Here is a 14,680-nt window from a genome sequence, read left to right as displayed (position 1 = left end):
GTGACAGCAAAGCACCTGGTCTGGGACTGGAACGGAACCCTTCTCGACGATCTTCACCTGGTGGTGTCGTCGACCAACGAGGCCTTCGCCACGGTCGGCGGGCGGCCGGTCGAGGCGGACGAGCACCGGCGGGCGTTCCGGCGCCCGGTCGCCGAGTTCTACGCCGAGATGCTGGGCCGGGCGGTGGACGACGAGGAGTTCGGCCGGCTGGACCGGATCTTCCACGACGCGTACCGGCTGGGCCTGACCGACATCCGCCTGGCGGCCGACGCGACGGCTGCGATCAAGGCCTGGCCGGGTACGCAGTCGCTGCTCTCCATGTGGTTCCACGACGAGCTGGTGCCGGCCGTGGAGACGTACGGGCTGGCCGGTGTCTTCAGCCGCATCGACGGGCTGCGCACCGAGGTGGGCGGCGACCTGAAGGCCGGGCACCTGGCGCGGCACCTGGCGGGGCTGGGTATCGCCGGCAGCGACGTGGTGCTGATCGGTGACTCGCTCGACGACGCGGCCGCGGCGGACTCGGTCGGCGCCGGCTCCGTCCTTTACACGGGTGGCTTCACCGATCCCGTGAGATTGCGCGAATCGGGCCGTACGGTGGCGGACTCGCTCGTCGAAGCGGTGAAGCTGGCAATGTCACTCTGAGTCGATTGGCCCTGGTGGGGTATCACACGTAATACTCGACAGGTCGGCTCGGCTAACACAGTCGAGTCGATCTTGTCCAATTGTCCCGACAAGATCGCGATTTGTGCACGCCTTCACAAGCGCCTACTCTGTGGCTTCGACGAGCCCCGCTACCACAGACGCCCCACGAGGGTCTCACCGGTATCGCACAGAACGGGCTCACCGCAGATTCGCCTCGTCGGCACGGAGTCAGATGAGCCAGCAGCGTCACGGAAGCACGCCCGGCGAAGCCGGTGACGTCCCGGCCTTCCCGGATCTCCCGGAGGCGACTATCGCTCGGCTGCCCGAATACCTGCGCGCCCTTCATCATCTGGCCGAGGCCGGTGCGGAAACGGTATCCAGCGAAGGTCTGGCCGCTGCGGCCGGGGTCAATTCCGCGAAACTCCGCAAGGATCTCTCACATCTGGGGTCGTACGGGACCCGCGGCGTCGGCTACGACGTCGCGCTGCTCGTCGACCAGATCGAGTACATCCTGGGCCTGGACAAGAACCGCGCGGTCTGTGTGGTCGGCGTCGGGAACCTCGGGCACGCGCTGGCGGGCTATGCGGGTTTCGCCAGCCGCGGCTTCCGGGTCGTCGCGCTCTTCGACGCCGACCACGGCAAGGTCGGCGAAGTGATAAACGGCATGGCGGTGCGCCACATCGACGACCTGGAAGCGGTCGCCGAGCAGGAGTCGATCGCGATCGGCGTCATCGCCACCCCGCCCACCGCCGCGCAGGCCGTGGCGGACCTGCTCGTCGCCGTGGGTGTGACAAGCATCCTGAACTTTGCGCCATGCGTGCTGTCGGTCCCGCCGAACGTCGATGTGCGCAAGGTGGATCTGGCCATCGAGTTGCAGATCCTCTCGTTCCATGAACACCGCAAGGCGTCGCTGACCGCCCTTCCCGGTGGAGTCGGCGGCAGCGCGGGTGACCAGGAGGCAGTCGGGTCGTGAATCTCCTCAGCATCGGTGCGTCCTACCGCACCGCCGACGTCGCCGTACTGGAACGGCTCACCATTCCTGAGGCCGAGGTGCCGCAGGTCCTGCAGAAACTTCTCGCCCAGCCGTACGTGAGCGAGGCAGTGCTCGTCTCGACGTGCAACCGCGTCGAGGTGTACGCGGCGGTCAGCGGGTTCCACGGCGGTCTCGGCGACATCTGCAACGTGCTCTCCCAGCACTCCGGCATCCCCGCCACCGAGCTGGCCGGGCACCTCTACGTGCACTACGGCGAGGCCGCTGTCCAGCACTCGTTCCGGGTCTCGTCCGGCCTCGACTCGATGGTGGTCGGGGAGGCGCAGATCCTGGGGCAGCTGCGGGACGCGTACCACGCGGCCACCGAGTCCGACTCGGCCGGCCGCCTGCTGCACGAGCTCATGCAGCAGGCGCTGCGGGTCGGCAAGCGCGCGCACGCCGAGACCGGCATCGACAAGGCCGGCCAGAGCGTCGTCACGGCCGCCCTGGAGGTGGCCGCCGACCACCTCGGCGGCGACCTGACCGGGCGTCCCGCGCTGGTCATCGGGGCCGGCGCGATGGGCTCGCTCTCCGTCGCCACGCTGACCCGCACCGGGGTCGGCCCCCTGCGGATCACCAACCGCAGCGCCGACCGGGCCGAGCGACTCGCCGAGGCGTACGGCGCGGTTGCCGTGCCGATCTCGGATCTTCCGTCCGTCCTTCGCGAGGTCGACATCGTCGTCAGCGCGACCGCCTCCACCGTGCCGGTGCTCACCCGGGAACTGCTGGGCGAGGTGCTGGCCGCCCGCTCCGAGAAGCTGGTCGTGCTGGACCTCGCCGTGCCCCGGGACGTCGCTCCGGACGCCGCCGGTCTGCCCGGCCTGGTCGTCGTCGATATCGACAGCCTGGCCGCCGGCCGTCGTGCCGCTCCGGCGGTGGCCGAGACGGCCGCGGTCGAGCAGATCGTCACCGGCGAGGTGGACAACTTCCTCGGCTGGATGCGCGGGGCGGAGATCGCGCCGACCGTGGCCGCTCTGCGCACCCGCGCGGAGGACGTCGTCACCGCGGAGATGCGCAAGCTCCTGAGCCGGCGCCCGGAATTCACCGAGGAGCAGCGGGCCGACGTTTCCCGTACCCTGCACCGGGTCGTCCAGCAGATCCTGCACTCGCCGACCGTGCGGGTGCGGCAGCTGGCCGCCGAGCCGGGTGGCGATCAGTACGCCGCGCTGCTCCGCGAGTTGTTCGACCTCGACGTCCCGCTGGCCACCCAGGCAGATGCCGTACCGCAGATCGGAGGTAAGGCGTGAGACCGCTGCGCCTCGGCACCCGCGGCAGCAAGCTGGCCCTGACCCAGTCCCGGATGGTCGCCGACGAGCTGACCACGGTCACCGGCCGGGCCGTCGAGCTGGTCCGCATCGTCACGCCGGGTGACACGTCCTCCGCGCCGGTCGCCCAGCTCGGTGTCGGCGTGTTCGTCTCCGCGCTGCGGGACGCGCTGCTCGCCGGTGAGATCGACTTCGCCGTGCACTCGTACAAGGACCTGCCGACCGCCGAGCACCCGCGCCTGGCGATCGCCGCCGTGCCCCGCCGGGAGGACCCGCGGGACGCTGTCGTGGCGAGCGACGGGCGCACTCTCGCGGATCTGCAGCCCGGCGCGATGGTCGGCACCGGCGCGGTGCGGCGCATCGCACAGCTGCGGGCGCACGGCCTGGAGTTGCAGGTCACGCCGATCCGGGGCAACATCGACACCCGGATCGCCCGGGTGCTGGGCCCCGCGGCCGACCTGGACGCGGTCATCCTGGCCCGGGCCGGCATCGCCCGGATCGCCCGGACCGATGTGATCACCCAGACGCTGGACCCGATGCTCATGCTGCCCGCCCCTGCCCAGGGTGCGCTGGCTGTCGAGTGCCGGTCCGGCGACACAGACCTGGTCGAGCTGCTGGCCGCGCTCGACCACGCACCGACCCGAGCCGCCGTGTGTGCGGAACGGGCGCTGCTGGCCACGCTGGAGGCCGGGTGTGCCGCCCCGGTCGCCGCATATGCCCGCCTCGTCCGGGGCAGGCATGCCGGCTCGGCCCTCGGGGACGGGCGCGGCGAGGAGATGATTCACCTGCGCGGTGCGGTGTTCAGCCCGGATGGGGTTCGAGCCATCCGGCTGTCGCGCACCGGAACGCCCGCCGGCGCGGCGGAGATCGGCAAGGCACTCGCCGCCGATCTCCTCGACGCCGGCGCCGATACCCTGATGGGGAGCACAGAATGACCACCCGCACCGCCCGTAAGCCAGCCGGACGCATCGCGTTCATCGGCGCCGGACCCGGCGACCCGGAGCTGCTGACCCGCCGCGCCTATGCCGCGCTGACCGATGCCGACCAGGTGGTCTACGACCGGGGTGTGCCCGAGTCGCTGCTGTCCGCGATCCGCGCGGAGGCCAAGGACGACGCCCAGTTCAGCCCGGCCGAGGGCGCCCCTGGCGACGTGGCCAAGGTGCTGCTCTCCGCCGCCAAGTCGGGCCTGTCCGCCGTACACCTGGTCGCCGGTGACCCGTTCGGCCACGAGTCGGTCGTCAAGGAGGTGCAGGCGGTCGCCCGCACCGCCGTGCACTTCGAGGTGATCCCGGGCATCGGGCAGGCCGAGGGCGTCGCCGCGTACGCCGGTGTGCCGCTGCCCGGCGTCCGCATCGCCGCCGACGTCGACGACGTGACCTCGCTCGACTTCGACGCGCTGGCCGGCGCGGCGCAGAAGGGCTCGTTCGCCGTCGCTGTCGACGCCGGTGACCTGGCCGCCGTCCGGGACGGGCTGCTCGCGTCCGGCGTCGAGCCGGGGGTCCCGGTCGCGGTGACCGGCGACGGCACCGGTGAGACGCAGTACACCACCACCTCGACGGTCGACAGTTTCGTGGCCGCCGCGCTCGGCTTCACCGGCCGGGTCGTGCTGACCGTCGGCGCCGAGGTCGGCGAGCGGGACGCGCTGAGCTGGTGGGAGAACCGCCCGCTGTACGGCTGGAAGGTCCTGGTCCCGCGGACCAAGGAGCAGGCCGGCGCGATGAGCGCGCGGCTCCGGGCGTACGGCGCCATCCCGTGCGAGGTGCCGACCATCGCGGTCGAGCCGCCGCGCACCCCGGCGCAGATGGAGCGTGCGGTCAAGGGCCTGGTCGACGGCCGGTACGCCTGGGTCGTCTTCACCTCCGTCAACGCCGTCCGCGCCGTCTGGGAGAAGTTCGCCGAGCACGGCCTGGACGCCCGCCACTTCGGCGGCGTGAAGATCGCCTGCATCGGCGAGGCCACCGCCGAGGCGGTCCGCGCGTTCGGCATCCAGCCCGAGATGATCCCGGCCGGTGAGCAGTCCAGCGAAGGCCTGCTCGCCGAGTTCTCGCCGCACGACGAGATCCTCGACCCGGTCGGCCGGGTGCTGCTGCCCCGCGCCGACATCGCGACCGAGACCCTCGCGGCCGGCCTGATCGAGCGGGGCTGGGAGGTGGACGACGTGACCGCGTACCGGACGGTGCGGGCCGCGCCGCCGCCGGCCGAGATCCGCGACGCGATCAAGTCGGGCGGCTTCGACGCGGTGCTGTTCACCTCGTCCTCGACCGTCCGGAACCTGGTCGGCATCGCCGGCAAGCCGCACGCGCGGACGGTTGTCGCGGTGATCGGCCCGAAGACCGCGGAGACCGCGATCGAGTTCGGCCTGCGGGTGGACACCCAGCCGCAGAACGCCTCGGTGCCGGACCTGGTCGAGGCCCTCGCCGAGTACGCCTTGGAGCTGCGCGAGAAGCTGGCGGCAATGCCCGCCAAGCAGCGCCGTGGCTCGAAGGTGCAGGGCCCGACGGCCCTCCGTTTCCGCTGATGTTCTGCAACGCGCCGGGGATCATCCCCGGCGCGTTCTGCTTTTAGGGAGACACCGATGTCCTTCCCCGACATCCGCCCGCGCCGGCTCCGGCGCACCCCCGCGATCCGCCGCCTGGTCGAGGAGACCCGCCTCGCCCCGGCCGAGCTGATCCTGCCGCTCTTCCTCAAGGAAGGCATCACCGAGCCGAAGCCGATCAGCTCGCTCCCGGGCGTCTTCCAGCACAGCCGGGAGTCGCTGCTCAAGGCCGCGCACGAGGCGGTCAGCGCCGGCGTCGGCGGCCTGATGCTCTTCGGCGTGCCGGACAACGCGAACAAGGACGAGACCGGCTCGGCCGGCCTCGACCCGGACGGCATCCTCAACGTCGGCCTCCGCGACCTGCGGGCCGAGTTCGGCGACGCCACGGTGATCATGGGCGACCTCTGCCTCGACGAGTTCACCTCGCACGGGCACTGCGGGGTGCTCGCCGCTGACGGCTCCGTCGACAACGACGCCACGCTGGAGATCTACGGCCGGATGGCGGTCGCCCAGGCCGAGGCCGGCGCCCACATGGTCGGCCCCTCCGGCATGATGGACGGCCAGATCGGCGTGATCCGCAAAGCCCTCGACGCGGCCGAGCACCAGGACATCTCGATCCTGGCCTACTCGGCGAAGTTCGCGGGCGCCTTCTACGGCCCGTTCCGGGAAGCCGTGGAATCAACGCTGCAGGGAGACCGGCGGCAGTACCAGCAGGACCCGCCGAACCTGCGTGAGGCGCTGCGCGAGGTCGACCTGGACGTCGCCGAGGGCGCCGACATCGTGATGGTCAAGCCGGCCCTGCCCTACCTCGACGTGATCGCCGCGATCCGGGAGCGGGTGACCGTCCCGGTCGCCGCCTACCAGGTCTCCGGGGAGTACTCGATGGTCGAGGCGGCCGCGGCCAACGGCTGGATCGACCGGGACCGGACCATCCTGGAGACGCTGACCTCGATCAAGCGAGCCGGCGCCCAGATCACCCTCACCTACTGGGCCACCGAGGTCGCCCAGTCATTGCGGCTCTAGACGCTGGACGAGCTGGGCTACATCCGCGATGTATTCGAACCAGTCGCGGTCGGACTGGTAGCCCAGCTCGGCGTTGACCTTCAACATCGACTCGTTGTGCTGCGCGTTCCACGTCTGCACCTGACGCAGGCCGGACTCGGCGGCGCGCAGCTCGAACAGCATCCGTGCCTTGATCGCCCGGTCGATGCCGTAACCGCGGTGCTCCCGGACGACGATCGTGTCGTACTGATCGGCGCGCTCCGGGTGCTGCGCCGGAACGACCACCTCGGTCAGCCCCGCCACCGCGCCGGTCGACTCGTGGATCGCCAGCACGATGTACGGCTTCAGCCCGCGCCGATGCAGCGTGTCCAGCGACTCCCGCAACCGCTCCGGGTCCGACGAACGCGGGGTCAGGTCCAGATCGTCGTCGTCGGTCTGCGCCTCCGCCTTCGCCCGCGCATACGGCTCCAGGAGCCCGGCGGGCGGGCCACCGGGGTGATACTCCACCCGGTAGCCGGTGCTGATGCTGCCGGCCATCGTGCCCAGAGCCGCCCAGTCGACCGTGTCCAGACTCAGGACACTGCGAGTCTCCACATACTCCCGCTCGAAACCGAGTGACTCGTAGAAGCCGATCGCCGGGGTGCCGCCGATCGCCTCCACCCCGATCGAGGAGAAGCCTTCGAGGTACGCCCGTCGAGCGGCCACCGCGAGCAGCTCGCTGCCCAGTCCACGCCGTCGCAGCTGGGGCTTCACCAGGATCTCGAGCACCCCGATGTCACCCAGCAGCAGGATGCTGACCAGGGCGTAGATCGTGCTCTCCCCCTCGGGGAGACGGTCGTCCTCGGCGACCCAGCAGATCCTGCGCTCGCCCGGCATGGTCTCGGCGAGATAGTCCCTGACCTGCACGTCACGCCAGGGTGGATCGTCCGGGAGGTCGGTCGCCAGCACCGCGTTGACCGTCTCCACCAAGGAGTGGATCTCGGCCGCGGACGCGGAGCGGGGATCCCATTCACGCACCCTCACCCGTACATCGTGCCGTTTAACGGACCTTCAGGGAAGTGCTGACCACGCAAAAGTACGCATCCACTCACCGAGCGTCGTCATCGCTCGTCTCCGAACAGCCCCGCCGACCCCGTTGCGGGATCAGGCCCGGCTGTCCCGGCCGTAGGCGTTCGCGGCCTCGAACACCTTCTGCGCCGACGCCTTGAGCGTGCCGCCGTTGTAGTTCAGAACCGCGTCCCACCAGGAGTCGGCCCTGGACAGGTCACGGATGCCGCCCTTGGAGTCCTTGCAGAGCTGCGTGGCGGCGACCAGTGCGGCGTCGTCGATGTCGTTGATGTTGGCGACCCCGTCCCGGTCGGCGTCGACCTGGAACGCCTGCCAGGCCGACGGCACCAGTTTCATCGGCCCGACCTCGCGGTCATACGTCGTGTCCTGATCCAGCACACCCCGATCGGTGTCGTTGACCAGGATCCGGCCGCCCTGCCCGTCCAGCGGCAGGCCGAAGATCGTCGGCTCGGCCACCCCGTTCGCCCCGAGCACCGCGCCGTTCGAGCTGCCGTGCGCGGACGCCACCTTGCCCACCGCGGCGAGCGTCGTCCAGGTCAGGTGACAGGTCGACATGGTCCGCTGGGCGACCAGCTCGGCATACCCGTACGCCTGGACCGCGATCACCGGGATCCCCGCCTTGGTGCCGACCGTCTGCGCCCAGGCCGCCAGCGCATCCGCCGGGCGATTCACCGCTGCCGTGCCGGGCGCCCCGCCTCCCGGGACACCGCCCGTTCCCGGCACGCCGCCCGTCCCGGGCACGACCCCGGTGCCGGGGATCACTCCCGTCCCGGTCGGCACCCCGGCGCCTGTCGCAGGCGGAATCGTGTAGCCCGGCACCGCGTTGCTGCCGCCCACACCGGGAAGGCCACCGACTCCGTACGGATCACTGGCCGACGGTGCCGGAGCCGCCCCGGCGCCACCGAAGATTGGCGTGGCACTCGGCGTCGGCGCCGCCTCCAGCGCCCGGGGCACGAGGTACACCCCCGCCGTCCCGGCGAGCCCGATCAGCGCGAGCACCACGACGCTCGGCAGGATCACGCGCCCGCTCGGACGCCGCGCCCACGCCGCCACGCCGCGGCCACCCCGGGCCACCAGTCCCACCGACCGTCGCGCCAGCCCGCGCTTACCCCCCGCCGCACCGGCCTCGCCCTTGTCAGCGGCCTCGCCGTTGTCGGCGGCCTCGGCCTTGTCGGTACCGGCCTTGTCCGTACCGGCCTTGTCCGCCGCTGCTGACTCGTTGCCGGTCTCGGTGGCGGCCGTCTTGTCGGATCCTGTCGCCTTGGCCGAGTCCTCGCCCGGAGACGACACGCCGGAGTCCTTCTTCGCGGCAGCGCTCGTCTTCTCCGCACCAGCCTTACCCGGGTCGGAGGCGGTCTTCTCCGTGTCCGCCTTACCCGCGCCGGAAGCGGACACCTCCGCGCCAGCCGTGCCACCGACGACCGCCTTGCTCGCGGTCGTCTTGTCGGCACCTGTATCAGCCGGTTCGCCCGCTTTCGCCTTGCCCGCTTCCTCAGTCTTGCTCGCAGACGCACTCGCCGTGCCGGCACTTCCCGCGCCAGCACTCGCCGTCCCAGCACTCGCCGCGCCGGGAGTCGCCGCGCTGGGAGTCGCTGCGGCGGGAGTCGCCGCGCTGGGAGTCGCCGCGGCGGCAGACTTGTCCGACCTGCCCGACCTGGGCGGCGGCGTGCTCTTACCGCCGGTGGAAGCCCCGCCCGGCGCAGCCCCCGAACTGCCCAGCGGGCCGCCCTGAGGGGGCGCCGCCGACCGCAACTCCGGCCGCTCTGCTGGGGTCTTCGGTGCCTCCGCCACGCGCTCGACCCTACCGGGCCGCGACCAACGTTGGGAAAGTCGTCGGAGACCTGTGGACAACGCTTCGGCAAAGGCGCTTTACGCTGGTCCGATGCCGCGTTATGACTTCCGCTGCCGCGCCTGCGGTGACACCTTCGAGCTCAGCCGCCCGATGCGCGAGTCCGCCGAGCCTGCCACCTGCCCGCAGGGCCATGACGACACCGTCAAGCTGCTGTCCACAGTCGCCGTCACCGGTCGCGGCGCCGCCACCCCGGCCCCCGGCGCCGGCGGAGGCTGCTGCGGCGGCGCCTGCGGCTGCTGACCCGGCCCCGGCAACCGCCAGGCGCCGAGGGGGCCGCCAGCCACCGAGCGCCCGCCAGCCACCGAGCGCCTGTCACGACCGAGCGTCCCCCGGCCTCTGAGCGTCCGCCGGCCACCCGCCACCACCGAGTGCCTGCCGCCATCCAGCGCCCGTCACCACCCACCGCCGAGCGCCAGCCACCCAGCTCCGCACCACCCGCTCAGCGCCCGCCATCCGACCCTGCCAACGTCGCGGTCCCGGCTGGCGCTCACGGTTGTTTTCCCGCCCGATAGCAACCGTGAGCACCAGCCAGAACCTCAGGGCGCGCCGCGACCGTGACCAACGGCGGCCTCCCGGGTGCTCCACGCTGCGCCTGTCGCACGGAGTTTGGCGTCGAAGGCCTTCTTCGGCTGGTGCTCGTCGCACGAAGGCTGGCCCGTGCTCGTCGCACGAAGGCGGGCCCGCGCGTGCGCTTCCACACCCCGCGGGCCCGTGGGGGTTTGGGCTCTGACCGTGCCCACCCACGGAGATCGCCCTGGAGGGTTTCGCGTTCTGGGCCGCCTCGCGGCCCTGCGAAGCCCGCAAGGGTCCCCGCGGGAGCGACGATCCGGACCACAGCGGAGAGGGGACCTGAAAGATCTTGAAGTTGATCCTTTCATCACCCGAAGGAGTGATCTGATTCACTCCTTACCTCAAACCGCTCGATACCGGTCGTCCGTCGACATTGGTGGTCAACCCGCTGTCCATTCTCACCCTCGGTGACTGTCGATGAGCCCTCCGCCGAGAAATCTGCCCAGCTCAACGCTCCTTTCCCAGGGGATGGGACAACACGTACGGGTACACCCGAACGGCCCGGCGGTTTTGCCCGAGCGCGTCGTTTCCGCGTTCAGTCTCTTTCGTTACGACACCCGTAATCCCGTATGCCGATGTCGATCCCACTCTTCGGTGAAGTACTCCGTAAGGGGTCGGCCGTGGCGGGAACTTGGTTACCGTCCGTTTCTACGATGGGCGGTGACTCAGAGATACGGCAGCATGAGTCACGACTTCCAAAGGGGGCGGAGGTTCCACCGTGTCGGGACGGATCGAGCTACCCAGTGGCCTCGTGACCTTTATGTTCACCGACATAGAGGGGTCAACACGACTGGCCCGGATGCTCGGTGACACCTATCGCGCTGTGCTGAACGCACATCGCTCTGTGTTACGCGCGGCGCTGAGTGACTTCGGTGGTGTCGAACTCTTGACGGAGGGTGACTCCTTCTTCGTGGCGTTCGACAACGCCGAGGCTGCCGTGGCGGCCTGTGTGGAGGCCCAGCGGCGACTGGCCGCGTTCGACTGGCCACGCCCGGACGCGGCGCCGAAGGTCCGGATGGGACTGCACACCGGGCACGCCACGCCGATCGGGGTGGAGTACGCGAGCCCCGAAGTGCACCGCGCGGCCCGGGTCGCCGCCGCCGCGCACGGTGGGCAGGTGCTCTGCTCGGAGGCCACCGCCCTCGCCGTGACCACGAACTTCTCTGTCACCAAGGAGATCCTGGCCGGTGTGGACCTGCTCGACCTGGGCGCGTTCCGGCTGCGTGGCTTCGACGACGACGAGCGGATCTTCCAGGTGCTCGCGCCGGGTCTGGAGCGCGAGTTCCCGCGCCCGCGGACCGCGCAGGCGCCCCGCCACAACCTGCCGGCCGAGCACAGCTCGTTCGTCGGCCGGCAGGCTGAGGCGACCGAGCTGGCCGAGCTGATCAGCCACCATCGGCTGGTCAGCGTGGTCGGCCCGGGTGGCGCCGGCAAGACGCGGCTCAGCCTGAAGGTGGCCGAGCAGGTGCTCGACGCGTATCCGGGTGGCGTGTGGACGATCGACGCGGAGAGCGCGTCCGGTGGGCTGCCGGCCGCGCTCGCCTCGGCCTTGGGGCTGCGCCCGGAACCCGGCCGGCCGATGATCGAGACGCTGGTCGAGCAGTGCGCCGAGCGCCGCATGCTGGTGATCCTGCAGACCTGCGACGCGGCGCCCGGGCTGACCGCGACGCTGGCGCATCGGCTGCTGTCGCGCTGCCGCCGGTTGGATGTGCTGGCCACCGGTCGCGCGCCGCTGGGCCTGCCGGGGGAGACCGTGTGGCGGATCCCGCCGATGGTCCCGGCTGACGCGTTCGCGCTGCTCAAGGAGCGGGCGGCAGCGGCTCTCGGCGGCCGTCGCAGTGACGACGACGAGCATCTCGCCGAGCTCGCGGCTCGGTTGGAGGGTTCGCCGCTGGCCATCGAGCTGGCCTCGGCCCGGCTGCGGCTGTTGCCGGCCGAGCTGCTGGCACGACGGCTGGACGATCCGATCGGCGCGCTGGACAGCGACGCGTGCGGCGACGGGCGGCACGACAGCTTGCGGAACAGCCTGGAGTGGTCGTACCGCAGGCTCGGCAGCCGCGCCACCGAGCTGCTGCACCGGCTCGCGGTCTACGCCGGCCCGGTGGACCTCGCGACCGTCGACTGGTGCGGCGAGGGCGCCCTCAGCGCGCTCTCCGAGCTGGTCGAGAAGTCGCTGGTCGAGGTGGTGCCGGGGCCGCGCTACCGGATGTCGGACCTGGTCCGGTCGTACGCGCTGCGCCGCCTCGCCGCCACCGGTGACGAGCCCGCCGCCCGGGACCGGCATCTCGCCTGGTCGCTGGAGACGCTCACGGACGTCGCGGTGGACACCGACGGCCAGCGGCGGACGGTGTCCCTGACCGACCTCGGCCCGTACGTGTCGGAGTGGCAGGCCGCGCTGCGCTGGGCGTCCGCGGGTGGTGACGTGCGAGCCGGTCTGCGTCTGGCCGGCGCGCTGAACCCGTGGTGGCGCGAGCACGGCGGCGCCGGTGAGGGCCGCGCCCTGCTCACCCGGCTGTACGAGCGCGCCGACGAGGAGGCCGACCCGGCCGGGCTGGCGCAGGCGTACTTGATCCACGCCGACCTGGCCGACGAGGAGTCCGAGCGGGACGCGTTCCTGATCCGTGCGGAGGCCGCGGCCCGCCGGGCCGGTGACCCGGCGCTGCTCGTGCGGGCGCTGGGAAGCCGCCGGATCCGGCTCGACGAGCACGGCGAGCAGGCGACCGAGGTCTCGTGCCGGTCGGTGATCGCCGAGGCGGAACAGGCCGGGGTGGCGACCGAGTCGCTGCCGGCGGTGCTGGCGCTGGCCGAGCTGTTCTGGCGGCGCGGCGCGCTGACCGAGGCCGCCGAGTTGCTGGGCGCTGCCCGCCACTTGGAGGCCGGCCGCCCCGAGGACCGCGGGCGACGTGCCGTGGACTGGCTGCTCGGCATGGTCGCGCTGCGCCGCGGTGACCTGGTGGCCGCGCACGATCACCTGGTGGTGGCGTTGCGGTCGCGGCTGCGGCACGGTTTCCGGGGCGCGGCCGCCGATGCGGTGGCGGCGATCGCTGCCCGCTGCGCGCTGGGCGGGGACGCGGTGAACGCGACGGTGCTGTTCGGCGGGGCGGAGGCGGCTCGCGGCGCCCGCCGCACGGAGTCGTTCGGCGCGTTCTGGTCGGAGCAGCAGATCGCGCTGCGGCTGGCGCTCGGCGACGCCGCGTTCGACGCCGCCTACGCGGACGGCGCCAATCTGGGCTTCGATCGGATCGTCGCGATGGCCCTGGCCGTCGAGCATCCCGACCTCGAGGACGGTGCCGCCAGGTTTGCCCAGATAGTGCGCTGATCGGCTCATTCTGAAGATCGGATGATGCGGATCACCCCGACTACTGATCTGATTAGGGCGTGTCCGTACAGGCGCTGCCATGATTCATCTGCCACTGGTCCGACAAGGACCGTTGAGAGCTCTCGCCGTCCGGCTGGCGATGGCACTGCTGCTGGTGCTGAGTGCGGTCACGATCGTCTATGTGGACCGCGCCGGCTACCGGGACGTGAACGACGACGGCCTCACCCTGCTCGACTGCTTCTACTACGCGGTCGTCTCGCTCTCCACCACCGGCTACGGCGACATCACGCCGGCCACCCAGAGCGCCCGGCTGGTCAACGTCCTGTTCATCACGCCCGCCCGCGTGCTGTTCCTGATCATCCTGGTCGGCACGACTCTGGAAGTGCTGACCGACCAGTACCGCAGGGGCCTGCGGATCAGCCGGTGGAGGCGGAAGTTGAAAGACCACGTGATCATCTGTGGCTACGGCACCAAGGGCCGGGCCGCGGTTGCCGCGCTGCTGGAGACGGGCTACGACAAGACCCGCATCGTGATCGTGGAGAACCGCGCGGCCGCCGTCCGGCAGGCGACCGCCAACGGCTTCGTGGTGATCGAGGGCAGCGCGACCCGCTCGTCGGTCCTGCTCGAGGCGGACGTCAAGAACGCCAAGTCGGTGATCATCGCGACCGATCAGGACGAGGCGTCCGTGCTGATCACGCTGACCGTGCGCCAGCTCACCGCCGGCCAGGTCCGGATCATCGCCGCGGTCCGCGAGCAGGAGAACGCCGCGCTGCTCAAACAGTCCGGCGCGCATCACGTGATCGTCTCCTCGTCGACCGCGGGCCGCCTGCTCGGCCTCACCACCACCGCGCCCCCGCTGATCGACGTTGTCGAGGACCTGCTCACCCCGGGCCAGGGCATGGCGCTCGCGATGCGCTCCGCCGAGCGCGCCGAGGTCGGCCGCAACCCGCGCGAGCTCTCGACCCTGGTCGTCGCGTTGATCCGCCGCGGCAAGGTTCTCCCGCTCGGCGGCGAGAAGGTCGTCACCATCGAGACCGGCGACCTGCTGGTCTACATCCGCGCCGACGAAGCGGCCTCGGCAGGCGTCGCGCTCTGAGCGAGTTCGGCGGCGCCCTGCTGCTCGGCGCCCCCTGAAGATCAACTTCAAGATCTTCAGGTCCTACGTCCGCTGTGGTCCGGATCGTCGCTCCCGCGGGGACCCTTCCGGGCTTCGCAGGGCGCTGGCGCGCCCAGAACGCGAACCCCTCCAGGGCGATCTCCGTGGGTGGTCCCGCTCAGAGCACAAACCCGGTCCACACCTCCCGCTCGCTGCAGAGCCCTGCCCGTCGGAGTCCGCGACGTAGTCGCCGGCTCACGGCAGCGACGCGCCCCCTCTTCCGGCTGGTCCTCATGGGCG

The 14,680-nt window shown here is 71.3% G+C and carries 11 protein-coding genes; 9 read left to right on the top strand and 2 right to left on the bottom strand.

Features of this window, described 5'->3' with window-relative positions:
- The 6 genes from Acy02nite_RS21550 (at position 1) to hemB (ending at position 6,496) form a co-directional block, all read left to right on the top strand.
- A complete protein-coding gene (locus Acy02nite_RS21550; RefSeq protein WP_203743241.1) occupies positions 1-642 on the top strand; it encodes an HAD family hydrolase in 642 nt (213 codons plus the stop codon).
- A 232-nt stretch (positions 643-874) separates the two neighbouring features.
- Positions 875-1,615, top strand: a complete 741-nt coding sequence (locus tag Acy02nite_RS21545) for a redox-sensing transcriptional repressor Rex (RefSeq protein WP_203743239.1) — start codon at positions 875-877, stop codon at positions 1,613-1,615.
- A complete protein-coding gene (locus Acy02nite_RS21540; protein WP_203743237.1) occupies positions 1,612-2,919 on the top strand; it encodes a glutamyl-tRNA reductase in 1,308 nt (435 codons plus the stop codon). The genes Acy02nite_RS21545 and Acy02nite_RS21540 overlap by 4 nt, the downstream gene beginning before the upstream one ends.
- Positions 2,916-3,872, top strand: coding sequence for a hydroxymethylbilane synthase (gene hemC, locus Acy02nite_RS21535; protein ID WP_203743235.1), 957 nt, complete (start codon positions 2,916-2,918; stop codon positions 3,870-3,872). The genes Acy02nite_RS21540 and hemC overlap by 4 nt, the downstream gene beginning before the upstream one ends.
- On the top strand, positions 3,869-5,455 hold the full coding sequence (locus Acy02nite_RS21530; RefSeq protein WP_203743233.1) for a bifunctional uroporphyrinogen-III C-methyltransferase/uroporphyrinogen-III synthase: 1,587 nt from the start codon (positions 3,869-3,871) through the stop codon (positions 5,453-5,455). Before hemC ends, Acy02nite_RS21530 begins: the two co-directional genes overlap by 4 nt.
- A 57-nt stretch (positions 5,456-5,512) precedes the next feature.
- A complete protein-coding gene (gene hemB, locus Acy02nite_RS21525; RefSeq protein ID WP_203743231.1) occupies positions 5,513-6,496 on the top strand; it encodes a porphobilinogen synthase in 984 nt (327 codons plus the stop codon).
- Here hemB and Acy02nite_RS21520 read toward each other — a convergent pair.
- Positions 6,482-7,498, bottom strand: a complete 1,017-nt coding sequence (locus Acy02nite_RS21520; protein WP_203743229.1) for a GNAT family N-acetyltransferase — start codon at positions 7,496-7,498, stop codon at positions 6,482-6,484. The genes hemB and Acy02nite_RS21520 overlap by 15 nt on opposite strands.
- Positions 7,499-7,618: 120 nt before the next feature.
- On the bottom strand, positions 7,619-8,938 hold the full coding sequence (locus Acy02nite_RS21515) for a lysozyme family protein (protein ID WP_203743227.1): 1,320 nt from the start codon (positions 8,936-8,938) through the stop codon (positions 7,619-7,621).
- A gap of 487 nt (positions 8,939-9,425) precedes the next feature.
- Between Acy02nite_RS21515 and Acy02nite_RS21510 the strand changes: the two genes are divergently transcribed.
- From Acy02nite_RS21510 to Acy02nite_RS21500, 3 genes are all read left to right on the top strand, one after another.
- Positions 9,426-9,635 (top strand): FmdB family zinc ribbon protein, encoded by a 210-nt coding sequence (locus Acy02nite_RS21510; RefSeq protein ID WP_203743225.1) that lies wholly within the window; start codon positions 9,426-9,428, stop codon positions 9,633-9,635.
- A gap of 1,090 nt (positions 9,636-10,725) precedes the next feature.
- Positions 10,726-13,284, top strand: a complete 2,559-nt coding sequence (locus Acy02nite_RS21505; protein WP_239175064.1) for a winged helix-turn-helix domain-containing protein — start codon at positions 10,726-10,728, stop codon at positions 13,282-13,284.
- A 79-nt stretch (positions 13,285-13,363) separates the two neighbouring features.
- Positions 13,364-14,380 carry a potassium channel family protein gene (locus Acy02nite_RS21500; RefSeq protein WP_203743222.1) on the top strand — a complete coding sequence of 339 codons (1,017 nt, stop codon included), beginning with the start codon at positions 13,364-13,366 and terminating at the stop codon, positions 14,378-14,380.
- Positions 14,381-14,680 lie beyond the last annotated feature (300 nt).

Source organism: Actinoplanes cyaneus (assembly GCF_016862095.1).
Lineage (GTDB): Bacteria > Actinomycetota > Actinomycetes > Mycobacteriales > Micromonosporaceae > Actinoplanes > Actinoplanes cyaneus.
Note: the sequence above shows the minus strand (reverse complement) of the source record. Positions and strands in the feature narration are given on the sequence as shown.